The organism is Leptospira sanjuanensis (assembly GCF_022267325.1).
In the GTDB taxonomy this organism is placed as follows: Bacteria; Spirochaetota; Leptospiria; order Leptospirales; family Leptospiraceae; genus Leptospira; species Leptospira sanjuanensis.
The window spans coordinates 2,803,972-2,826,045 of the sequence record NZ_JAIZBG010000001.1; the positions used below are offsets into that span (position 1 = coordinate 2,803,972).

A 22,074-nucleotide genomic window follows, 5' to 3' on the forward strand; every position below is an offset into this window, starting at 1 on the left:
GTCTTCAAGGAGAAGGTATGTACGGAAATCGGATTCAAAAAGTTTCATTCTTATCTTTGATCTTTCTGATCGCGATCGTCGTTTCGGTTCTTATGCAGACGGCTTGTCTGAGTTCCTTCGGCGGAACTCCCGAAGGCAAACGTCTGGAAAGAATGAAAACGTCGAAGATGTATCGGGACGGATTATTCGAAAACGATCCGTATGTGCCAATGCTCGTCGCCGGTTCTTACACCGAAATGCTCTGGAGACAATTGTTCGGAAGCGAACAAAGAATTCCTCCTGCGCCGATTCCCGTCGTTTATCCCGATCCGAAACAGTTTCCGGAGAATGCTTCGCCCGGTTTGAGAGCCATTTGGCTCGGACATGCGTCCGTTTTGGTTGAAATCGACGGAGTGAGAATTCTCACCGATCCCGTGTTTGCGGATAAGGTTTCCCCGTTCACAAGCTTCGGTCCGGAACGATTTTTTCCACCTCCGATCGCACTGGAGAATTTACCGAAGATCGACGCGGTCGTGATTTCCCACGATCACTACGATCATCTCGATATGAACACCGCCAAACGCCTAACGTCGAAAGGAACGAAGTATTTTATTCCGCTCGGAGTCGGCGCGCATCTCGAGCGCTGGGGAATTCCGGAAAGTCAAATCGTAGAACTGGATTGGTGGGAAAAAGGCAATGTCGGAAAAGTAGAGATCGTCTGTACGCCTGCGGTTCATTATTCGGGCAGAGGACTTTTCAACCGTAAGTCTACTCTTTGGTCTTCTTGGAGCGTGATCGGTCCCGAAAATAAATTCTTTCATAGCGGAGACACGGGTTATTCTCCTCATTTTGCGGAAATCGGAAAACGTCTCGGGCCGTTCGATCTGACTTCGATCAAGGTCGGAGCCTACGATTACACTTGGGAAGGAATTCACATGAATCCGGAAAAAGCCGTCCAAGCGCATCTGGATCTTAAATCGAAACGAATGCTTCCGGTTCATTGGGGAACGTTCAATCTTGCGATTCATTCCTGGGAAGAACCGATCCGCAGAACCGTCGACGCGGCAAAACCGCATTCCGTCGATCTGGTCACACCGAAACCCGGGGAAACCGTGGACGGAAGAACGGCCTTTTCTTCCGAAACCTGGTGGGATAAGGTTCGTTAAAGGAGAAATCGGCGAAAAACGGGATCATTGCAAATAATTATGATATTCTAATATTTCTTGATCTCGCTGCGAATTCCTATCCTTACGGCGTCCAAATCCGGTCTCGTTTTTTATCTTTCAGCGAATTTCGTTTTCCTCTTGAACCCATTCGGATGCGGTTTTGACCTTTGCAAAAATGTAACCGAGCGCGGATAAAAAAGAAGCGTGTACATCCGCGGCGGGAATTTTCCTTTTTTCAAAAGAGAGTTCGCGGGTTGCACAAGCGTCTCCGATCACGACAATCTCCCTAAATCCAAGATCGAAAGCCGCGCGCACCGTGGAATCGACAACCATGTGGGTCATCATTCCGTAGATCACAAGACGTTCGATTTTTCTCGATTTTAATTCTTTCTCTAAATTCGTATTCAAAAACGCGTTCACCGTATGTTTTACGAGCGTAACTTCTCCGTCGACGGGCGCGTTCGATTCCTCGAAGTTCACGCCGTCCGTTCCCGGAAAGAAAAACGTCGCACCCTTCCGAGTCGATACATGCTGCACGTGAAAAACGGGCCAATTCTTTTTCCGAAAAAAATCCAAAACGATTCTCCCTTGCAAAGCCGCCGCCTTCGCTCCCGACAGCTCGAATTTTCCTCCGGGAAAAAAATCGTTTTGTACATCCAAGATCAAAAGGGCCGTACGATCCCGATTCGTTTCGGAAGAATCCGATTTTTCTTTTCCTGCGATGCTCGCACAGGAAAAGATCCAGAAAAAAAGAATCGGAATCATTCCCGCTTTTTTGATGAAATCCATAACACCTCTCTTTCGAAACGTTTTCGAAAATTCGACGTTCCGTATAGAATGTATTATAAAGGATTCATGGTATTCTTAAAAATGATTTGTTTTAATATTTAAAATCACAAATACTGATGGAATGGAAATTTCGACTTTGAGAATCTTTCAGGAAATCGTTCGGCAGGGAAGCTTTACCCGAGCCGCCGAAAAACTTCACTGCGTTCAGTCGAACGTGACGATGCGGATTCAGATTTTGGAACGGGAACTCGGAGACAAACTTTTTCAGAGAACCAAAACGGGCGTCACGCTTACTCCTAAGGGAAAGATACTTTCTGAATATGCAGAAAAAATAATATTTCTTTCCGACGAGGCACAAAAGGCGCTCTCCGGTTCCGGAGTACCCGAGGGTATGCTTCGGATCGGTTCCGGAGAAACCACCTCGTCCGTGCGTCTTCCTTCTTACATTACGAAATTTCATGCGAAATTTCCCAAGGTTCAACTTTCGATCGTTCCGGGGAATACGGGAGATCTGCTTCAAAGTATTCTCCGCAGAGAATTGGACGGTGCGTTTTTGTATGACGACTTTTCCCATCCCGAAACCGCCGCGTATCCAGTCTTTACGGAAACCCTCAAGGTCGTAGCTCCTAAAGGATTCAAAATGAAAAAGCCATTCGACTCGTTTCCGGAAAATCGATCGATCCTCGTTTTTAAACCGGGCTGCATTTTTCGAAATCGTCTGGAACGATGGCTCTTTGCCCAAAAGGCCGGACCGGTTCAGGCGGTGGAATTGAATTCCATGGATGCAATTCTGTCCTGTGTCATGGCGGGAATGGGAATTTCCCTTTTGCCGGAATCGATCTTAAAATCGAGGAAATCGGAACGTTTCGTTCAGAGCGTCTCGATCCCGAAGGAATTCTCGCAAGTGAAAACCTACTTTGTGCTCCGTAAGGACGTTACACCGACCAACGCTCTGAAAGAATTTCGGGATGGGCTGCTTTCTTCGACGGCCTGACCTCCCTATACTCCGCCGTACTGGAGATTTTCCCGGAATAACGGCCGGAGTTCCGTCCACTTCTCCCTGTTCCAGGGTTATCCGAACCCGGAAGAAATACCTTGACTCATAGTGCGCCGCCAAAAAACTGGTCATAGATTGTGCGTTGCACAAATTTGAATCTACGGAGGCATCCAGTGAATTTTCGCAAGATGACCCGATTTCGTTTCCGGTATTTACTTTGGTTGCTTTTACCTTTGAGCTTCCAACTGCTTCTCGCACCTCTTGCAGGTGCTCTCCATCAGAAAAAGATCGTCGTGGACGAAGAATCCATAGAATTAGAGGCCATTCAGGCTTATATTGCGGAGGTCCGACCTTCTCTCTCCGCTGAATCGCTCCAAAAACTCTCCCAAGTCATTCTTCAGGAATCCAGAAGGTTGGATTTAGAGTCCTGCACTTTTCGTTGTTCCGACACGGACAAGGTCAGCCTGCTCATCGGGTTGATCCACCTGGAATCCGAATTCAAGGCTACGGCCCGTTCTCCGAAAGACGCACGCGGCTTCATGCAGATCATGCCCGCGACTGCGAGCTGGCTTTCCAGAAAAGAAGGCTGGCGAATCGACCTAAACGATCTCCACAAACCCGAAGTCAACATTCATCTCGGAGTTTCCTATCTGAACTACCTTTTGGAATTGAGAAAAGGTGACACACCGAAAGCGCTTCTTTCTTATAACGCAGGCCCAGGCGCCGTGGATCGTTGGGGAGGAGTTCCCAAATACAACGAGATCATTCTTTCTAACCAGACGCGTTATCTCGAATTGAGAGAACAAATCTCGAACTCAGCTCCCTAAGTAATCGAGAACTCTTGCAAGCCTCGATTGGCTTGCAGGTGCTTCCGCGAACGGCAACGATCGCTTTGTCGGAAAAACTGCGCGGCCGCCCCATCACAAAAGGACATTTTTTTCAATATCTAAAAAATCCGAAAAGTGGACGGAACTCCGGCCGCTTTCCTTTACGGAACCCAATCCGATTTGTTAAAATACTTATCCTCCATTTCGCGCAAAACACCCGAACGATTCAGCTCCGAAAGAAAGAATTCAAAATTGCGAATCAATACGAGATCTCCGGAGGGAAACGCCGCACTGATATCCTCTCTTTGCACGGGTTCCAAAAGAGGTCGGAAGTTGGACGCGATCGATTTGTCCTTCAACAACAACCCCTTGATGTAAAAAGAATCCGCAACAAGGCAATTCGCGGTTCCGTTTTTAACGGCTTCCCAAGCGGAAGGTGTATCCCCGTACGTAAAGATCCGATTGTTCTTAAACTTCTTGAGAAGATATTCGTGCCGATTCGAAAAGGATCGCACCGCAAACGTAACGCCGCTTACATCCGCGAGATCCAAAATATTTCGAAAACTTTGTGTCGTGATGATATTTCCTTCCGGAGGAGGAGGAAGAGAAGTTTTTCGAATCAATGCCGCCGGAGTCGAAATCAAATACGCGGCGCTGAACTTCACGCGTTTGGATCGTTCGATGTTGCTTGAAATTCCGGACAAGGCCATGTCCGCTTCCTTCTTTTTGATCGCATCCGCAAACTCGTTGAATTCAGGATATGGAACGAAGGTGAATTTCACTCCTAAAAAATCCGCGTATGCCTTTCCGAGTTCGTAATCAAAACCGGGATATCCTTCCTTTGCATTCGGAACATAAAAGGGTTCGTCCGCCGGATTTCCGGCAACCTTCAATTCCCCCTTTTCCAAAATTTCCTTGAGTCGCGAAGAATTATAAAACTTGAATGTAGCTTCCTGCGCCTTAACGGGAGAATGCTCCGCTCCGCCGATCGACAAAATGGCCGCCGCGAAACTCAAAAAAAGAAGTTTGACGATCCGGTTCGTCCCGACCCTGTCCAACGATTTACGGAACTTGGACGGAACTCCGGCCACCTTTCCCCGTATCATTTTCGAAAAAAAAATCTCCGAACCCCCTTGTCCGTTTTCGACGGATTTGTTGATCCTTTTTTTCGCAAAGGTTCCGACAAAGAATCCGAAAAAAGATCGACTCATGGAACTCATCCTCAGTCCGTCTGCAGTTCTAAAAGATTTTTATAATATTCTAAACTTTCCGGATTGCTCAACGCCTCTTTGTTGGTGACGGGTTCGCCTTGAACGGTGCGTTTGACCGCGATCTCGACCTTCTTCATGTTGATCGTATACGGAATATCGGGAACCGCGATGATTTTGGAAGGAACGTGCCGCGGTGAAACCTTGTCCTTGATTTCCTTTTTTAATTTTTGAACGAGAGAATCGTCCAAATTCTGCCCCGGAACCATCTTCAAAAAAAGAACGATTCTCACGTCCTCTTTCCAATCCTGACCGATAATGACCGAATCGGCGATTGACGAAAAGGTTTCGATCAAGCTGTAAAGATCCGCGGTTCCGATTCGTACCCCGCCCGGATTGAGAGTTGCATCCGATCTGCCGTAAACGACGAGGCCTCCGTTCTTTTTCAACTCCGCAAAATCTCCGTGACACCAAACGCCGGGGAACGTTTCGAAATAAGCTGACTTATACTTTTTCCCTTCCGGATCTTTCCAAAAATACAAAGGCATCGAAGGAAACGGTTGTTTGCAAACAAGTTCTCCTTTTTCTTCCGTGACCGATTTTCCAGCCTCGTTCCAAATCTCCACGTCCATTCCGAGGCCGCGGCATTGAATCTCGCCTTCGTGAACGGGAATATTCGGATTTCCTAATGCAAAACAACCGTTGAGATCGGTTCCTCCCGAAATCGACGAAAGCTGCAGATCCTTTTTCCAAGCTCGATACACGTATCGGAACCCGGCCCCGGTCAGCGGAGAACCCGTCGATAATACGGCGCGCATCGGAGTCAGATCCAAACCCTTCGGTTGAAAATCCGACTTTTCCAAAGTGAGAATGTATTTAGCACCCACTCCGAAAACGTTGATTTTTTCCTCAGCGGCGATCTGAAATAGAATCTCAGGTCCGGGATGAAACGGATTTCCGTCGAACAAAACGACCGTCGCGCCGACAGACAAAGAACTTACGAGCCAGTTCCACATCATCCAACCGCATGTCGTATAATAAAAAATCCTTTCTCCCGGTTTGAGATCGCAGTGAAGAACCAATTCCTTCCAGTGATTGATAAAAACTCCCGCGCCTTGCACCATACATTTCGGAAGCCCAGTCGTCCCGGAAGAATACATGATGTAAACCGGATGATCGAAACCGGTCTGATAGAATTCAGGCTCGGCACCGAAATTCTCCGTAAGAATACTTTCGAAAAGATGAATATTCTTTTTCGGATAATCGGAAGGCAACGCGGTATTCGTACAATCTTTGAAATGCAGAATTCCCTTTTTGTAATCCGATACGATCACCGCTTCCAGAGAAGGAATCGACTCCAGGATCTGTGTTAGATTTTCCGCAAGAGAAAGATCCTTTCCTTTAAACGCATAACGGTCCGTAGTAAACAGAACCTTCGGTTCGATTTGTCCGAATCGATCCAAAACTCCTTTCGCTCCGAAATCGGGAGAACAAGAACTCCAAATCGCTCCGATCGAAGTCGCCGCGAGCATCGCGATCACGGTCTCGGGAACGTTCGGCATCAGGCCCGCAACGCGATCTCCCGGTTTGACTCCTCTTTGTTTCAGATCCTTCGCAATCGCTCCCACGTAGCTATGCAATTCCGCATAACTGATCTCGCGTTTGGAACCGTCCTCTCCTCGATAAATCAGAGCGGGAAAGGAATCTTTTCTCCGCAGAAGGTTTTCCGCAAAATTCAGTTTTGCTCCGGGAAAAAATCGGGAATCGGTGAAATTCTCCGCTTTGCGATACGGAGTTTCGTATTTCCCGGAATGAACGACTTCGGAGAATTCCCAAATACTTTCCCAGAACGCCCCTATGTCCTTTACGGACCAGGCTCTCAGTTCTTCAAACGAGGACAGGGAAAGATTCTTTTTGTCTTTTAGAAATTTTTGATAACGGACTAGATTGGATGATTCGATTCGATCTGAGGAAGGCGCCCATAGCTCTTGATGCATAAAAACTCGATTCTATTTTTTTTCGGTCTCTATTACATTTTTTTCGAAGGGTCGGGTCAACATGAATTTTGATTGAGAAACGGAACACGTCCAATATGTTTAGAAAAAATAAATCCGAGAAAGCCATTGAACTCATTCGAACACATTCACTTCGCCGAAATCATTCTGATCGTATCCGGAATTCTCTACACACTGCACGGATTGATTCACCAATTGATCGTCGGAGCGGCGGTCGGTTTCTTTCAGTTTCCGGACGAAAGACAATCCCGTTTGATCCTAATGATGTGGATTACCACGGGTGCGTTTATGAGCTTCTTAGGATTTCTTCCCCCGGCATTGATTTTATTTTTCGGTCCGCAGCCTCCGGTTCTCGCGGCTTTGATTACCGAAGCGATCGCTGTGGGATTTTTAACGCTTCACATTTATCTTTCGGGTTATCGCACACACCCGCAACCGGTTAAGATCGGATTCTTTTTCAGCCTTGCATTTACGATCGTTTTGGCGGGTTATTTGGTGAGTTTACGGGTTTGAAAGAATTTCAAACGGAGAATCCTCATTCTTTCCGTTTTCTCATAAAGGTCGCAAATCGAAATTTCAAAACCGCATAAACGAAATTTGGCTTAAGAGAGTAAATTCTTTTGATATTTGCCAAAATCTTCCAGAGCCTCCGTATACAACCGTTCACTCAGATGGTTTTTCAACATTTCAAAAAAGACGTCTAAATTTTTAATCCCGGCGCTAACTTTGACTTTCGAAGAAGTATAACCGACAAATATGAAATTTCCGGAAAATCGATTGAATTGTACCGACTTTATATCGTGCCAAAAGATACGTTTCTCTTTTGTAAGAAATCCTTTCTCGGTAATTCCCGAGGGATCGACGAATATGGAGTAAAATTTTACCGCGGGAATTGCGTAAATTCCCAACAAACAAAGGAACAACCAAAACGATACCATAAAGGTCGAACTTCCATCGGAAAGGGGAATCAAAAAATAAGAGCCGAGAAAAAATAAAAACGGAACGATTGCGATACTATATACAGTAATCGTAATGCTTTTTGGGAATGCAAAAGCGTTCTTTGCCGCTTCAACGCTGTTTGTCTGATCCGTTACGAATAATTTCCGAATCCAATATTTGTTTAGAAGAGCCGTGAGAATGGCTCCGAACAAAAACAACAAAAGTCCGGTCCCGATTTTAACAATGGTTTCGCTCATTTCGTCCGCTAAAGATTCGAAAGCTATAATTTTCTAAATCCGAATTCCAAGATAGATGCACTGAATCGATCGTTTTCCTTCGCACTCAATTTGCGTTCTTTGCGACTCGGAACGAAGAGAAAACAATCGACGTATCGATCTTTATAAGCGTCGCCGTCTTTGATGGAAAAATGAATTTCTAAAAATATTCTTCCATTTTTAACGACACTTTGATACTGAATTTCTTTATGATATTCTCCGTTTAGCTTTACGGAAATGATCGAAGCATATCTGGAGGGAAGAGAATCATTCCCGCCAAGAACGATTTGATAATCGCCTTTTTCTTTCGTTTCCAATCGGGTCGTGATTCGTAAGTTATCGGCGACGCTAAAATTCATATAAAACGGATAATCGGAAGCGACTTCGTATTTTTGTCGCTCCTCTTCGCTCGATATTTGTTTTACGGAAAACAAATAAACGAAAAGAAGATTCAGGAAAAGGTAAATTCCGTTCATAAGTTCTCCACAAAAAAGCGATGGCCCATAACGTCACAAAATTCAGCGGAACGCTCTCTTGGGATCGGGTTCCAAATCCTTCGGCAATAGCGCCGCAACCATTCGCTTGTTACGGAAACGATGATTTTCCAACTTCCTTGGAAGCCAACGCGACGCTCCGCTGCCTTTTGGCAATCTCGTTCACTATAACGTGACCCGTAGGAAGCGTTATTGAGTTTTCTCACTCGATCGGCTCGAAATAGGCTAGGTTCTCGGGACCTTCGTGGATGACAATCCGGTCGACTTTGCCGCCTGCCGAATGTACGTTTTCTTTGAGATAATGATAAAACCATCGGGCGATATTTTCGGATGTCGGATTGATCGTTTTAAATTCTTCCAAATCGTTGATGAGAATGTGGTCTAACTTTCCGACCAGCTCTTTGAGCTTTTGTTTGGAAGTAAGGAAGTCGAAGCTGATCCCGTCCTCTCCGATATTCCTTTTCCCCGAAAGGTATAACTCGACTTTCCAGGAATGTCCGTGGATCGGCTCGTCCGAACCATCGGGGAAATATTTATAGAGAAAATGAGAGGATTCGAAACGTTCCTCGATTCGAATGTAAAATCTTCCTGATTCTTCAAAAAACATAGCTCTTGACTTTCTTTCCCAGGTCTATATATTGGAAGCAGCTGCAACTTCGAGGCGGTTTCGGTTCGACGAGACGGCACTCGATTTATTTTTCGCGGTTTGCAGAAGCAAAATATCCGTATCGTTTGAATTCGAGTGCGGTATTTTAGTGATAGGAGATATTCAATGACAGAAGTGGTCAAGCCAAGATTTTATAAGGAAATGACTGTAGGTGAGGCTATGGCTGTTCACCCGGAAGCGGGGCTCGTTTTTTCAAGCTACCATTTAGGCGGTTGCTCGCACTGCTCCATCAACGAACTGGAAACGATCGAGCAAGTTTGTATGGGGTACGGTGTGGAAGTCGACGTATTGATTGAAAGCCTGAACAATCTTCTCGAAGATTCGGAAGACTAAAAACAATCCCGGGGAAAATTCGTTTCTCCGGGGATTTTCCTTTCCTAAATCCTCCTTTTTAAAATCCTTTTTCCAATCATTCATCGTCGTAAAAAACGTTTATCGATAGCGATCTTCGTTCCATCGGTTTTCAATCAAGCTTCTCTTCTTCAGTTGTTATAGAAACGATGCGCGTGCGACTTTCCTTCTTTCTACATTCGCTACAATGGATCGGAATTTTTTGGTTCTTCGTTTTCGTTTCGTTCCTCTCCGTCGAAGCGATTCAGATAGAAGTGTTCGTTCCTTTGTGCGACGGAACTCAACTCGCGTGCGGAAAAGGAAAGGCGGGAGATGTCCGTTCACTCGAAGGAAATCTTTACTGGGGTGCGGCCTACGGCGTGGAATCTTTTTTTAAGAAGGCATCCGGCTACAAAATCGTCGAACGCAACGATGAAAGACAAGGTTCTCCCGTTTTAAGACGACTCCGAGTGGAACGAATTCCACACAAGGGAGAACAAAAAGTTTCGATTCTATTTCATGCTTATGCGGGAGACAAGATCGACGACGCGTTAAACGACTTTTTAAGCGCGAGCGCGGGAAACAGCGGATCTGATCTGATCGTATGGGCGGGTCACGATCGATTGATGGATCGTTTCCCGCCGAATTCGAAACGGTCGTCGAATTCTCCGAAACCGACCGCGGTCTTAGCTTGTGAAAGCGAAAAATACTTCGGCCCCGTTCTGCGATCGATCGGTTCAACTCCCGTCGTTTTAACGAGAACGTTCATGGCTCCCGAAGCGTATCTGATTCAAGCGTTAGCCGACACCGCCGCCATATCCGGAGTCAAAAACAAACGAGCGATTCGATCGGCGTTAGTCGATTCCTATGCAAAATACCAACGCATTTCCAAACGCGCCGCCGGAACCGTGTTTTCGAAATTGGACTAAAGTTTAAGAGCTCCGCGAGCATGTTCTTCAGAATCGAATACAAACAAACATTTATTTGGAACGCGACTCTCGCAGATTGAAAGATATTTCGCGCGTTTACGAAGCGGCGGGAATGTAGTAATACCGAACTCCGGCCTTTCTGAAATAATGGCGGATGCGATTGTCTTCGCTTCGAATCTCCGCGTTTTCCAGAGGTTTGAGACCTTTGCGGAACGTTCCTTCGTTGATCTGAAGTATTTCGCCTAACGTATCAAAGCGGTAGAATTCCAAACCGGTTTCTCGCTTTAAAACGAGCAAGTTCATCGTAAGAAAACTTTCGTTTCGATATTCCTCTTCGGAAAGTCCGTATACGAACGCGCTCGGAAAAATTCTGTAAACGGAGCCCTTGTATTCCACCGTGTTTTTTCTACGATCCAAATCCTTGAGAATGGTATAAGAAGAACGATCCGTGATAAAGTAAATCGTTCCGCAGCGAAACGTAATGTACTGATTTCCTTTTTTACCCGTAGCGGAAGGAAGCACGACTCCGGACGAAATCATATCGCCGGGAGAATAATGATGTTCGGCAATTTTTCCGAGACGGTTGCGTAAGGATTCGTCGAGGAATTCCACCGAATCGGTTCGTTTCATTTTTCCGAGCTGATGAAAGATTCGATCGAACTCGTTTTTTTCGTAACCTTTGTTGCGTACGAAGGTATCGAGCTGCTTCTTGAGGGTTTTCAGTCGAATCTGAAAATAAGGAGAATCGTTTTTCCCGGCGAGATCGAACATCTCGTCCCACAGAGTTTCGAGTTCCCGGATCTCGTCCTTTTGATCGAAGGTCTTTTTTTCGACCTTTTCCAAAATGCTTTCGAATTTATGTTTTAAATCGAAAAAGAATCGGGAATCTCTAACCGGGTCCATACGCGTATTTTTATTATCGGACGTTATATCGTTTTTTTCAACGGGAGAATTTTTCGAAAAAAACGACGCGCCCTAAACTTAGTTCGCGTGTTTTCTACTCTTGATGGAAAGAATGATTCCGACCGCGGTCATGGACATGATCAAGTGCGACCCTCCGTAACTCATAAACGACAGCGGAATTCCCGTGACAGGCATAAGACCGATCACGATTCCGATATTGATCGCCATGTGATAGAAAAGAAGCGCGACGATCCCCGATGCGAGAAGAGATCCGAATCGATCCTTACTTTCGTAACTGATCTGAAGTCCACGCAACGGAATCGAAAATAAAAAGAACAACAAAAACACCGAACCTAAAAATCCGGTTTGTTCCGCCCAAGAGGCGAAGATAAAGTCCGTGCTGGATTCGGGAACGTGAGGAATTCTTCCCTCCGTCATCTCTGCGTTCATCAAACCTTTACCGAAAAATCTTCCGGATCCGACAGCGGGTTTGGACGCGCGCAATTGATAACCGGCGCCTTGTTTGAATTCTTCCGGATTTAAAAAGGCCGTCAAACGAACGACCTGATTTTCACGGAACGGAACCGTCTTCATCACGACGACCGCCGAGATCAGACTGATCCCCAGAATCCCGAGGGGAATATAATATTGTCGTAATGTTCTGCTTCCTCTCGCGATTCTGATTCCCACCATCACGAGACTCGCGATCAAAAAGATCGCTCCGAACGTCAAAAGAAGTTTTTGATTGGATAGAATCTTAAAGAAAAATCCGCCCTCCACTTCGACGACTTGATCGACCACTTCCTTCAACGCGTTGAGCGTCTTCGGAGTGAGGTTCGCCGCTTTTAGATCCTTTCCGTCGAGAGCGAGCCAAATCTTTCCTCCGAGTCTGTTGACCACGGATAAAAGATCCGTCTTTCCGGTTCTTTGCAGAAAGTCGGAGATGTCGTTTATCAAAGTTAGTCTGGAATACTCGACGAACATAGGAACCATCAACGTGATTCCTCCGAACGCAAGCAAGGATCCTATATGGAGAATGTCCGCTCCGCCGAGAAAGAGCATCGTAAAAAGAATCGGCAGAAACGAAACCGCGGTCCCAAAGTCCGGCTGCAATAGAATGAAGATCATCGGTACGATCACGATCACGAATGGAATCGAAAGAACCACGAGATTTTTCATGTCCTTCTCTTTTAAGACCATAAACTGACCGAGAAGAATCACCGTGGACAACTTCGCAAACTCGGAGGCCTGAATCCCGATCGGTCCTATCTTAAGCCAAGAACGCGCCCCTCTTCCCGATGGAAGATGCCCGATCCCCGGTATCAAAGTGATCATCAGTAAAAAGACGGTAAAGACGTAAATCACTACGGCGTAAGCGCCTAACAACTGATAGTTGACTCGGGATACGAAATACATGATCACAAGACCGATGATGAAGTAAAAAAGCTGACGATACCACTTCCCGGGTCCGTCCTCGAAATTGACTTCCTGACTGTACAAAGTCAAAACGCTGCAAAGGACGACGATTACGACGGAGATCACCAAAAAGTAATCGATCTTTTCAATGGACTTATCTGGCTTCAAGCGTTCCCTCCTGTCCCGTCGACGGCAATGAAGGCGGAGCCGCTACATCCTGCGATTTTTTGAATGTTCCCGGCGGAAACGCCGCGTGAAACATTTCTCTCGCAACCGGTGCGGCTCCCGCGGCCCCACCGACTCCGTATTCCACGAACACAACGATTAACACCTGTTCGCTGGCGGGCGCGTTTGCGGGCGCGTAACCCACGAACCAAGCGTGGTTGGAACCGGACGCCCCTCTTCTTCTTGTCTGAGCCGTTCCCGTTTTTCCCGCGATATCGGGTAAGAACGGTTTGTTTAAAACGTAGGCGGCGGTTCCGCTTTTGACCACGAGTTTCAATCCTTCTTTGATCGCTTCTACCGAGGATTGATTGATCGGAATGTCTCTTAATATTTGCGGGGTCGTTCTGTTGATGATGGAGTTGTCGACCGGATCTCGGATCTCGCTTACAACGTACGGTTGATAGATCTGTCCTCGATTGAGGAGTCCCATGTAAAACAGCGCCATCCCCATCGGGGTAGAAGAGATAAATCCCTGACCGATCGACAAGTTGATCGTGTCCCCGTCGAACCACTTCGTTCCGTATGTTCTCTTCTTCCAAGCGGAGGAAGGAACGAAGCCGGTGATCTCGCCCGGAAGATCGACCTTGGATTTGTTTTCCAATCCGAAAAGACGGGAATAATTTAAGATGGCATCGGAACCGAGTTTATATCCGAGATTGTAAAAATAAACCGAACAGGATTTCTGAAGCGCGTGTGCGAGATCGTTGGTTCCGTGACCGCCTTTTTCCCAACATAGAAAGACCTGATCGGGAACTCCCGCAAACGTGGACTTTAGAACGAAACTTCCGTTGCAGGAATACGAAGTTTCCGGAGTATAACCGATCTTGTGCTGGCTTTCGAGCGCGGCAAGAGCGACTAACGTCTTGTAGGTCGACGCGGGAGGAAACTTGGATTGAATCGCGAGATTCAAAAAACCTCCGTTGTCCTTTACGCGTTTGAAATGTCCGGTTCGATCCGCTTTGTTCTTACCCGAAAGGATATTCGGATCGTAACTCGGATTGGAAGCCATCGCGAGAATTTCGCCTGTGGCGACCTTGATCGCGATCGCGGTTCCTCTGCTTCCTTTGAGCGCTTTGTGTGCTGCGATCTGAATGTCCTTATCGATGGTAAGAATTAAATTATTGCCGGGAGAGGAATGTTCCACAACACGTTCTTCTTCGATGTTCCCTTCGGAGCTTCGTTTTTGAATTCGAAATCCGTCCACACCCCTGAGTTCGGAATCGTATTCCAATTCGAGTCCGTTCTTTCCGAGATATTGATACGACTTGATTTCTCCGGCCACGAGATCGTCCCTTGTCGGCTTTCCGATATAACCGGTGACGTGCGCAAGAGCCGGTCCCATTTTGTAGATCCTTCTCGGAGAAGGAAGCAGAATGATATATTTTGATATATTATCGAATACTGATATTCTTTCCTGTTGAGCGGTGGTGATTCCTTCGAGCAAAACGATCGGTTTTTTGGATTTGAGATTTCTCGAAAAACGAGGTTCGATCAGTTCGTCTTCGTAATACGAAATCGGAATCGAAAGAGTTCTCGCAAACTCGTGAATAAACGCTTTCGTCGCGGCGGGATCGTATTTGAATAAGGAAGTGTTTAATACCGCATCCAAGGAAGAATAGTTCGAAACCAATGCCATCGAAGTTTCCGGCGTAAGAAAGTTCCGATCGAACATCTGACCGCGGGCTGCGGGCATAATCTCGCTCTTACGAACGAACTTTTCGGCTTTGAGCGCGTTGTCCGTTCCGTTGAAGATCTGCAGATTGAAAAGCTGAAAGATAAACGACGCGAGCGTAAATACTACGAGACCCGAAAAGATATAAAGGCGAAGACGGAAACTTCTTTCAAGACGGTATTCCGACGCAGACTGAGCTCCGCCTAACAACTTACGCGTCCCCCATGTGATCCAATTGATAGATCCAGGTTAGCGCGTAAAAGAACGCGGGAGCGATGAGAGCGTTAAAAAGAGAAGTGAAGAATAAGGAATAACTCATGTTCTCGTGAAAGAACAACGAGAAAAGATAATACGTCGCGACTCTCGTAACGAACGTGATCAAAAGAGAATAGATCGTGATCGAAAGATAATTCTCGTGATACGCAGAACGGGCAAATTTCCCGACCAAATATCCGATCAGACAAAACGTTAAGGAATGAAGTCCGATTTTATACGTAACCACGTTCCCGGCGGCGATTTCTCCTCCTAACCCTGAGTCCGTCAAAAGACCTCCGAAAAATCCGATCCATAGCCCGTAGAGCGGACCTCTTCGGAGCGCGAAAAAAAGCACGAGAAGAATCATAAAGTCCGGTTTGATCGCGGAGCCGATCTCGAACAGATTCGAGCCGTTCAAAAAGTGCGCGATTAGAATTCCGACGGCGATAACGAGTTTTTCTAAGATCATTGTAAGTCGTCCTCGCTCGGTGCGGCGGAAGGATTTTTAGGCGCGTTGGTCTGCGGCTTATTGCCGTTAGGCGAAAGAGGATTTTTAGATTGATTCTCTTTTTGACGATCCTCTCCCGGATAATTGAGTTCTCCGAAATACGGATTTTCGATCGTGATGTTTTGTCCTTCCGGCCAAGTCTCGAGCCATTTTTCCGGCAGCTTGAGAATGATCGTTACGCTTTCGAGCATCTCGAAACGGACAAACGGTTTTAAGAATGCGCTCTTGAAACTTCCGTTTCTGGGTCCCTCTTCCGTGATAAGTCCGACGGGAATTCCCGCGGGAAAAACGCCTCCTCCTCCGGAAGTATAAACCGGTTTCCCGATTTTACTCAAGGACTCCGTGTATTGGATCATCTCGCTCGGTCCCATCGGATATTCTCCGAAGACTCTCGGATCGATGATGATTCCGCTGTCGATATAGTTCAAGAGAGCTTCCGTTCCCCTTCCCGAGTTTCCGGAAAGATTGGCCCAAAGATTCGTTTCGGGCATCGAAACTCCCATGTTGAAGTTGGAGTTGATGATCGGTTGTACGACAGCCGATCCACCAGTGACGGCGATCACTTTCCCGACAAGCGCCTCGATAATCGCGCCCTTTTGATCCACGGCCCTTGCGGTCACGGGCATGTAGGGCTTGAGTCCCGCGTCCGCGCCCTTATCGATGATGATGGTTCTATAAATCGAGTTCAAACGAACCGACAAAACTTCGGCTTTGATGCTCGCGTATTTTTGTCTGCTTTGAAAGCGGAGTTCTTTGCGGAGAGAATCGTTTTCGCGGTTCGCTTTTTCCAAATCCTGAGGAAGAAGTTTGTAATCTTCCATGACCGCAACGCATGAATCCCTTTCCTTGCGGACGGTTTCAAATGATTCTAACTTGTTATAAGCGCCTTTGAAAAATCCACCGAAGGAATCGATGGAACCCGAAACGATGTCGCCCACTCTTTGAAAGCTGGCGATTCCACGGACGATCACATTGCTTCGGAACGTTAAGGAAAGAATGGAGAATAAAACGCAAAATAGGAGTGAGACCGTCTCTTTACTTCGGCTGAGCTGAAACCATAACATCGAATCTTCTTTTGCTCCCGGCCGTGGTCCGAACGATTTGACGTTCGTCCGGAGTTACGGCCCGTTTCGTACGAAACTTCTTAACGGATTCCCGGTTTGATGTATTTCAACTCGTCGAGATACTTTCCGGTTCCGAGCACCACACAAGTCAACGGGTTCTCCGCACGGAAAACGGGAACTCCGGTTTCCTTGGAAAGATACGTTTCGAGTCCTCGGAGGAGACAACCGCCTCCTGTAAGAACGATTCCTCTTTCCACGATGTCGGATGCAAGTTCGGGCGGAGTTCTTTCCAGAACTCGTTTGATTCCGTCTAAGATTTCGTCTGTCGGTTCTTTGAGGGCTTTGCGGATCTCGTTGGATTCCAACTCGAGCGTTCTTGGTAAACCGGAGATCGCGTCACGACCGCGCACTTCCATCGTCTCCGCTTTCTTTTCCGGATACGCGTTTCCTATGGTGAGTTTGATATCTTCCGCAGTTCTTTCCCCGACAACCAAGTTGTATTGGTTTCTGAGATATTTAATGATTGCCTCGTCGAACTCGTCTCCACCGGTACGAATGGATTCTGCGATTACCATTCCCCCGAGAGAGATCACCGCGATTTCGGTGGTTCCACCGCCGATATCCACGATCATGTTTCCGGCAGGTTCGTTGATCGGGATGTTCGCTCCGATGGCAGCCGCAAGCGCTTCTTCGATGAGGAAGATTTCTCTCGCTCCCGCTTGTTCCGCAGATTCACGAACAGCGCGTCGCTCTACCTCGGTAATTCCGGACGGAACTCCGATCACGATTCTCGGTTTTACGAAAGTGGTGCGGTTGTGCACTTTCGCGATAAAATAACGGATCATTTTTTCGACGGTTTCAAAGTCTGCGATTACCCCGTCCTTCATCGGACGGATTGCCACGATTTCGCCGGGCGTTCTACCCAACATACGCTTTGCTTCCTGCCCTACTGCGAGAACCTTACCGGTCGCTGCGTGAACCGCAACTACGGAAGGTTCGGAAAGAACAATCCCCTGTCCTTTTACATGCACCAGAGTATTTGCCGTCCCCAGGTCAATTCCCATATCGTTGGAAAACAGGGCATAGAGATTATCAAATATCATTTCGTGTTACCTTTCAACCGCGGAGGTTTTTTATCTTTATTATCTGTTGAAAACGGAAATTCCTGCAGAACTTTCCGCATTGGACCGGTTTCAATAATTTCAGCGGTGAGGTTCCCGGCAACCTCAAAACAAAAAAATCAGAAAACAAATTAAGCTGGATTCGATTTTAGCGAAAAAGCAATCTGTTCAACCATGGTTCAGGAAAAACCTCTCGCGGCCATCGACCTAGGCACCAATTCATTCCACATGATCATCGTTCGGGTTCGCGCAAACGGAACCTTCGAAGCCATCGCAAGAGAAAAAGAATCCGTTCGCTTGGGCAATCGACTGCAAGAAGGAGGTCCGATCGACCCGGATTCGTTTCGAAGAGGAATCGATTGTCTGAAACGATTCAAGGTTCTCGCCGAAAACGCGGGAGCCGAAATCAGAGCGGTCGCTACGAGCGCGTTACGAGAGGCTTCCAATCAGGAAGAATTCTTAGAAGCCGCATACCAAGAAGCCGGTATATCCATCGATGTAGTGAGCGGCTATGAAGAAGCCCGTCTGATCTACTTCGGAATTCTTCAGGGCATCCCCGTATTCGACCGCAAGATTATGATGATCGACATCGGCGGAGGAAGCACCGAAATTCTCGTGGGCCACAGAGGAAACATACTCTTCTCCAAAAGTTTCAAGTTAGGAGCCATCCGACTTACCGAAAAATTCTTTAAGGAAGAAACGCTTTCCAACTCCGACATCCGGAAGTGCAGATTGTATATTGAAGAGATGCTTCTTCCCTTCCGCAAAATCCTGCGCGATTTGAAACCCGATTTGGTCGTGGGCTCGTCGGGAACGATCCAAGCGATCGCGGGAATGATTCTCGCGTCCCGGGGAGAAACCGAGGAAGTCCCGCTGAACAACTTCTCCTTTGCAACTTCCGAATTCAAAAAGATCCGCAACCTGATTTTGGAAGCGGACACATCCAAAAAGCGCGCCAAGATCCCGGGACTCGACAGCAAACGCGCGGACATCATCGTGGGCGGAACTCTCATTTTGGAAGAAGTCTTCGATCTCGCGAACGTTCCCGCTTTGACCGTTTCGGATTTTGCGCTTCGGGAAGGAATTATCTACGACGCGATCCGAAAATGGGAACACTTCGAGAACACGGAACATTCCAAACATTTGGATGACATTCGTCAAACCGCGGTTCACAACTTTATGCGCGCCTTTTCCCGGGACGAAGAATATTCCGAGCATGTCGCCGATCTGAGTCTGCAGATTTTCGATCAACTCAAACCGCTGCATAAGCTCGGACAGGAACAACGGGAACTTTTGGAAGCGGCCTCGCTTTTGCACGAGATCGGACAATCGATCTCTCATTCCGCCTATCACAAACACAGTTATTATATGATCCGAAACTCGGAGATGCTCCTCGGCTTTACTTTTTCGGAAATCGAAATCATCGCTTTGACGGCGCGGTATCACAGAAAGAATACTCCGAAACCGAAACACAGGGAGTTCAACAAGCTCGCGGAAAAGAATCAAACCTTGGTGAGTCAGCTTTCCGCAATCTTGAGAATCAGCTCCGCGTTAAACCGAAATCGGGGCGGTCTCGTTCCGACCGTAACTTGCAAGATCGAGAAGAATAAGATCCGTTTTCTGCTCAAGACGAGTAAGGGATACGATCCTACTTTGGAGATTTGGGCCGCGGAAGAACAAAAGTCCGCGTTCGAAGAAACTTTCGGCTACTCGGTGGAATTTGCGTCGGCTCCGTAACGTTGTCGCGGCCCGGGTTTTTATAATCAGGAATCGAAAAAGAATCCTTTCTGAAACGAACGAGATTTTATTCAGAAAAATAAGAGGAGAAGATTTTACAGATGGAATTCCTGGGACATCGTAACGAATCCGCTCTCGCTTTACGAAGATATGATCGAAATCCTAATCCGCATCCGAGGAAACGACAAACTATTGGGAATTCTGATTTTAATGTCCGCGTCGATATTTTTCGGTTATCTGCTTGTCTACGCCCTAACTCGTTTTTCGTCGCATTTGAAAAAAAACGAAGCATAACGTTAAACGAAGTATCGCCGAAAAAAAGCGAGAACGAAACTCGGACAACGGGAAAAGGGTCAAATCCATTCAATATTCGGAATATTCTTTGATTAAAAAGGAGAAGGTTGTATGAATCCGAAATTCAAATTAGGAGCTTGGGTTTCCGCGGGCGTTTTTATTTTCTTATTTCTGTTTCGTCTCGTGTACGGATATGCATACGGCTCGAGGAGCGTCGGAGCGGAATTCCAGTACAATGCACAATCGGCTCCGAACGGCGAAGGCTCGTTCTACAAACAAAACATCGCATCCAAAAAAATCCGCTACGAAAACGCGGGATCTCCTCCGAAAAGCGTAGATCAGAAATACGAAAAGGTCGCGACGATCGAATCTCAATCCTCCGATCTCGAGGAAGACGAAAAGAAAGTTCGGGAGTTGATCAACAAAAGCGGATCGATCATTCAGAACGAAAACAGCTCCGGCCTGAAACAAAGAAAAAACCGAGTCGTCAAACTCGCCGTTGGCGTTCCTCCGGAGAAGTTCGACGAACTGGTCGAACAATTCAAACAGATCGGAAAAATACTGTTGTTGACGATCGACAAAAAAGACAAGACGAACGAATATAAGGATTTGCAGGCAAAAAAAGAATCCCTGTTAAAAACGCGGAACTCCTTAAACTCTCTTAAGAGCAAAGGAGGAAGAATCGACGAATTCGTGACCCTCGAAAATCGAATCCTGGAAATCGAAGACGAAATCCAAAAACTCGGAATCAGCTTGGGAGAATTCGATTCCGAAAACGAATTTTGCACCGTCTTACTCACGTTATACGAAAACAAATCCTCGGACGAGATCGGAATTTTCCATCGAATCAAGGTCGCGCTCGAATGGACGATTAAATACTATCTTCTATTGACGTTCTCTTTGTTGTTTGCGGTTTTATTGATCCACTATTCGTTTCCGCTATTGGAAAAAATCAAAAACTTGGTTACGAAAAGAATTCCCTAAGAACAACCTCGTTCCGCTGCGATCCCGGACTTTATCATCTGATCCCATCGAAAACGGCCTGTTCATTCGATCAAAGACGGCAACTTCCTCCGAGATCGCACAACGGAGGAAGTTCTACGAGGAACTTCTGAATTTCAGGATGTCCCGGAAGCGGATTTTCTCGAAGTAGCAAACCGTAGGATCTCCTACGTTCAACGGAGTGACCCGTTGCAAATCTTGAAGCGTAGCAGTTCCTACAATTTCAAGGGATGATCCGTGAGTCGCACGGTGTATGAGTTCCTACACACAAAAATTCTGTCTCGTTGATTTATAAAATGTGGTAGTTCCCACAAATCCCGCCCAAAACCAAACCCAACGTTTGGCCCGACAAACAATCAAACCCAAAAACGACTTTCAAAACGAAAACGGAAATCGTAAACTGACCATCCAACTGAGGATCTTTGAAAATGACCGTCGATCAAGTGATGCAAGAATTAAAAAGTATGGGATCGGAAGCCGTCAAAAAAATCTTTATCAATCACGGAGCTAAGGGAGAAGTCTTCGGCGTAAAAGTGGGAGATCTCAAAAAGATCCAAAAGAAAGTCAAAAAGGACAACGAACTTTCCTTGCAGTTATACAAAACGGGAAATGTCGATGCGATGTATCTCGCCGGTCTGATCGCGGATGAAAAACGGATTCAAAAAAAGGATCTTCAAAGTTGGGTAAAGAACGCAGGTTCGCCGATGATCAGCGAATGCACGGTCGCATGGATCGCCGCCGAAAGCAAGTACGGATGGGAACTCGCCAAGGAATGGATCGAGTCCGACAAAGAAAGCGTCGCCTCTTCCGGTTGGAGCACTCTTTCGAGTTTATTATCCATCGTTCCCGACGATCAAATCGATCCGAAAGAAATTTCAAAACTTCTCAAACGAGCGGAAACCAAAATCCATAAGGCTCAGAATCGGGTCCGCTATTGTATGAACGGATTCGTCATCGCAGTGGGCGGCTTTTATAAGGCGCTTTCCGAAGAAGCTCTTGAAACGGCAAAAAGAATCGGCAAAGTCGAAGTGCTGATGGGTAATACGGCGTGTAACGTCCCGGACGCTCCCGGATATATTCTGAAAATGAAGAAGATGGGAAAGATCGGAAACAAGAAAAAGATGGCGCGTTGTTAAGAAGATCCGTTTTGTTAAGCGAAATGAATCGGGCGCTTCTGCTCCCATTCCCAAAAAAAGCTTGTATCCCCATAACAATCGCAGACCCGGCTTGTTACGCGCTCAGGCTATCGCCTTCGGTCTCCT

At 46.7% G+C, this 22,074-nt stretch carries 22 protein-coding genes; 10 read left to right on the plus strand and 12 right to left on the minus strand.

The genetic code is table 11. The features are described 5' to 3' along the window. Positions 1–17: 17 nt before the first annotated feature. Positions 18–1,145 (plus strand): MBL fold metallo-hydrolase, encoded by a 1,128-nt coding sequence (locus LFX25_RS12635; protein ID WP_238730555.1) that lies wholly within the window; start codon positions 18–20, stop codon positions 1,143–1,145. Between the two features lie 117 nt (positions 1,146–1,262). On the opposite strand, the gene LFX25_RS12640 is transcribed toward LFX25_RS12635, so the two are convergent. Beyond that, positions 1,263–1,934 (minus strand): cysteine hydrolase family protein, encoded by a 672-nt coding sequence (locus tag LFX25_RS12640; protein WP_238730556.1) that lies wholly within the window; start codon positions 1,932–1,934, stop codon positions 1,263–1,265. 136 nt (positions 1,935–2,070) lie between these two features. Between LFX25_RS12640 and LFX25_RS12645 the strand changes: the two genes are divergently transcribed. Next, the gene (locus LFX25_RS12645) at positions 2,071–2,928 is read left to right on the plus strand and encodes a LysR family transcriptional regulator (protein WP_238730557.1); all 858 of its coding nucleotides are present in this window, start codon (positions 2,071–2,073) and stop codon (positions 2,926–2,928) included. A gap of 176 nt (positions 2,929–3,104) precedes the next feature. Further along, entirely contained in the window at positions 3,105–3,758 is a 654-nt protein-coding gene (locus tag LFX25_RS12650) for a lytic transglycosylase domain-containing protein (RefSeq protein ID WP_238730558.1), read from the plus strand. 161 nt (positions 3,759–3,919) lie between these two features. On the opposite strand, the gene LFX25_RS12655 is transcribed toward LFX25_RS12650, so the two are convergent. Together LFX25_RS12655 and LFX25_RS12660 are read right to left on the minus strand one after the other, a co-directional pair. Continuing rightward, the gene (locus LFX25_RS12655; protein WP_406600529.1) at positions 3,920–4,864 is read right to left on the minus strand and encodes a substrate-binding periplasmic protein; all 945 of its coding nucleotides are present in this window, start codon (positions 4,862–4,864) and stop codon (positions 3,920–3,922) included. A gap of 116 nt (positions 4,865–4,980) precedes the next feature. Beyond that, positions 4,981–6,963, minus strand: a complete 1,983-nt coding sequence (locus tag LFX25_RS12660; protein WP_238730560.1) for an acetoacetate--CoA ligase — start codon at positions 6,961–6,963, stop codon at positions 4,981–4,983. Between the two features lie 126 nt (positions 6,964–7,089). Here LFX25_RS12660 and LFX25_RS12665 point away from each other — a divergent pair, with 126 nt between their 5' ends. Continuing rightward, positions 7,090–7,494, plus strand: a complete 405-nt coding sequence (locus LFX25_RS12665) for a hypothetical protein (protein ID WP_238730561.1) — start codon at positions 7,090–7,092, stop codon at positions 7,492–7,494. A gap of 89 nt (positions 7,495–7,583) precedes the next feature. Here LFX25_RS12665 and LFX25_RS12670 read toward each other — a convergent pair whose 3' ends face one another. From LFX25_RS12670 to LFX25_RS12680, 3 genes are all read right to left on the minus strand, one after another. Further along, positions 7,584–8,177 carry a hypothetical protein gene (locus tag LFX25_RS12670; RefSeq protein WP_238730562.1) on the minus strand — a complete coding sequence of 198 codons (594 nt, stop codon included), beginning with the start codon at positions 8,175–8,177 and terminating at the stop codon, positions 7,584–7,586. Positions 8,178–8,200: 23 nt separating this feature from the next. Continuing rightward, entirely contained in the window at positions 8,201–8,671 is a 471-nt protein-coding gene (locus tag LFX25_RS12675; protein WP_238730563.1) for a hypothetical protein, read from the minus strand. A 220-nt stretch (positions 8,672–8,891) separates the two neighbouring features. Next, positions 8,892–9,296: a 6-carboxytetrahydropterin synthase gene (locus LFX25_RS12680; protein WP_238730564.1), complete on the minus strand. Its 405-nt coding sequence runs from the start codon at positions 9,294–9,296 to the stop codon at positions 8,892–8,894. Positions 9,297–9,461: 165 nt separating this feature from the next. On the opposite strand from LFX25_RS12680, the gene LFX25_RS12685 reads away from it, so the two are divergent. Together LFX25_RS12685 and LFX25_RS12690 are read left to right on the plus strand one after the other, a co-directional pair. Further along, positions 9,462–9,689 (plus strand): DUF1858 domain-containing protein, encoded by a 228-nt coding sequence (locus LFX25_RS12685; RefSeq protein WP_010574154.1) that lies wholly within the window; start codon positions 9,462–9,464, stop codon positions 9,687–9,689. 167 nt (positions 9,690–9,856) lie between these two features. Then, positions 9,857–10,615: a hypothetical protein gene (locus LFX25_RS12690; RefSeq protein WP_238730565.1), complete on the plus strand. Its 759-nt coding sequence runs from the start codon at positions 9,857–9,859 to the stop codon at positions 10,613–10,615. 96 nt (positions 10,616–10,711) lie between these two features. Here the strand turns inward: LFX25_RS12690 and LFX25_RS12695 are convergent, their stop codons facing one another. The 6 genes from LFX25_RS12695 to LFX25_RS12720 all read right to left on the minus strand — a co-directional run bounded on the left by LFX25_RS12695 (position 10,712) and on the right by LFX25_RS12720 (position 17,761). Beyond that, on the minus strand, positions 10,712–11,518 hold the full coding sequence (locus tag LFX25_RS12695; RefSeq protein WP_238730566.1) for a hypothetical protein: 807 nt from the start codon (positions 11,516–11,518) through the stop codon (positions 10,712–10,714). A gap of 78 nt (positions 11,519–11,596) precedes the next feature. After that, positions 11,597–13,102 carry a rod shape-determining protein RodA gene (gene rodA / locus LFX25_RS12700; RefSeq protein ID WP_238730567.1) on the minus strand — a complete coding sequence of 502 codons (1,506 nt, stop codon included), beginning with the start codon at positions 13,100–13,102 and terminating at the stop codon, positions 11,597–11,599. Next, positions 13,089–15,041 (minus strand): penicillin-binding protein 2, encoded by a 1,953-nt coding sequence (mrdA, locus tag LFX25_RS12705; RefSeq protein WP_238730568.1) that lies wholly within the window; start codon positions 15,039–15,041, stop codon positions 13,089–13,091. Before mrdA ends, rodA begins: the two co-directional genes overlap by 14 nt. A 1-nt stretch (position 15,042) precedes the next feature. Then, positions 15,043–15,555, minus strand: coding sequence for a rod shape-determining protein MreD (mreD, locus tag LFX25_RS12710; protein WP_238730569.1), 513 nt, complete (start codon positions 15,553–15,555; stop codon positions 15,043–15,045). Beyond that, positions 15,552–16,658: a rod shape-determining protein MreC gene (gene mreC / locus LFX25_RS12715; protein WP_238730570.1), complete on the minus strand. Its 1,107-nt coding sequence runs from the start codon at positions 16,656–16,658 to the stop codon at positions 15,552–15,554. Before mreC ends, mreD begins: the two co-directional genes overlap by 4 nt. Before the next feature lie 80 nt (positions 16,659–16,738). Then, positions 16,739–17,761: a rod shape-determining protein gene (locus LFX25_RS12720; protein ID WP_010574148.1), complete on the minus strand. Its 1,023-nt coding sequence runs from the start codon at positions 17,759–17,761 to the stop codon at positions 16,739–16,741. A 192-nt stretch (positions 17,762–17,953) separates the two neighbouring features. Here LFX25_RS12720 and LFX25_RS12725 point away from each other — a divergent pair, with 192 nt between their 5' ends. From LFX25_RS12725 to LFX25_RS12735, 4 genes are all read left to right on the plus strand, one after another. Then, positions 17,954–19,516: a Ppx/GppA phosphatase family protein gene (locus tag LFX25_RS12725; protein ID WP_238730571.1), complete on the plus strand. Its 1,563-nt coding sequence runs from the start codon at positions 17,954–17,956 to the stop codon at positions 19,514–19,516. A 69-nt stretch (positions 19,517–19,585) separates the two neighbouring features. Continuing rightward, positions 19,586–19,810, plus strand: coding sequence for a DUF1361 domain-containing protein (locus LFX25_RS20960; protein ID WP_406600530.1), 225 nt, complete (start codon positions 19,586–19,588; stop codon positions 19,808–19,810). 111 nt (positions 19,811–19,921) lie between these two features. After that, the gene (locus tag LFX25_RS12730) at positions 19,922–20,794 is read left to right on the plus strand and encodes a DUF4349 domain-containing protein (RefSeq protein WP_238730572.1); all 873 of its coding nucleotides are present in this window, start codon (positions 19,922–19,924) and stop codon (positions 20,792–20,794) included. A 446-nt stretch (positions 20,795–21,240) separates the two neighbouring features. After that, complete coding sequence (locus tag LFX25_RS12735; protein WP_238730573.1) at positions 21,241–21,948, plus strand: DNA alkylation repair protein; 708 nt, start codon at positions 21,241–21,243, stop codon at positions 21,946–21,948. The last annotated feature ends 126 nt before the right edge of the window (positions 21,949–22,074 follow it).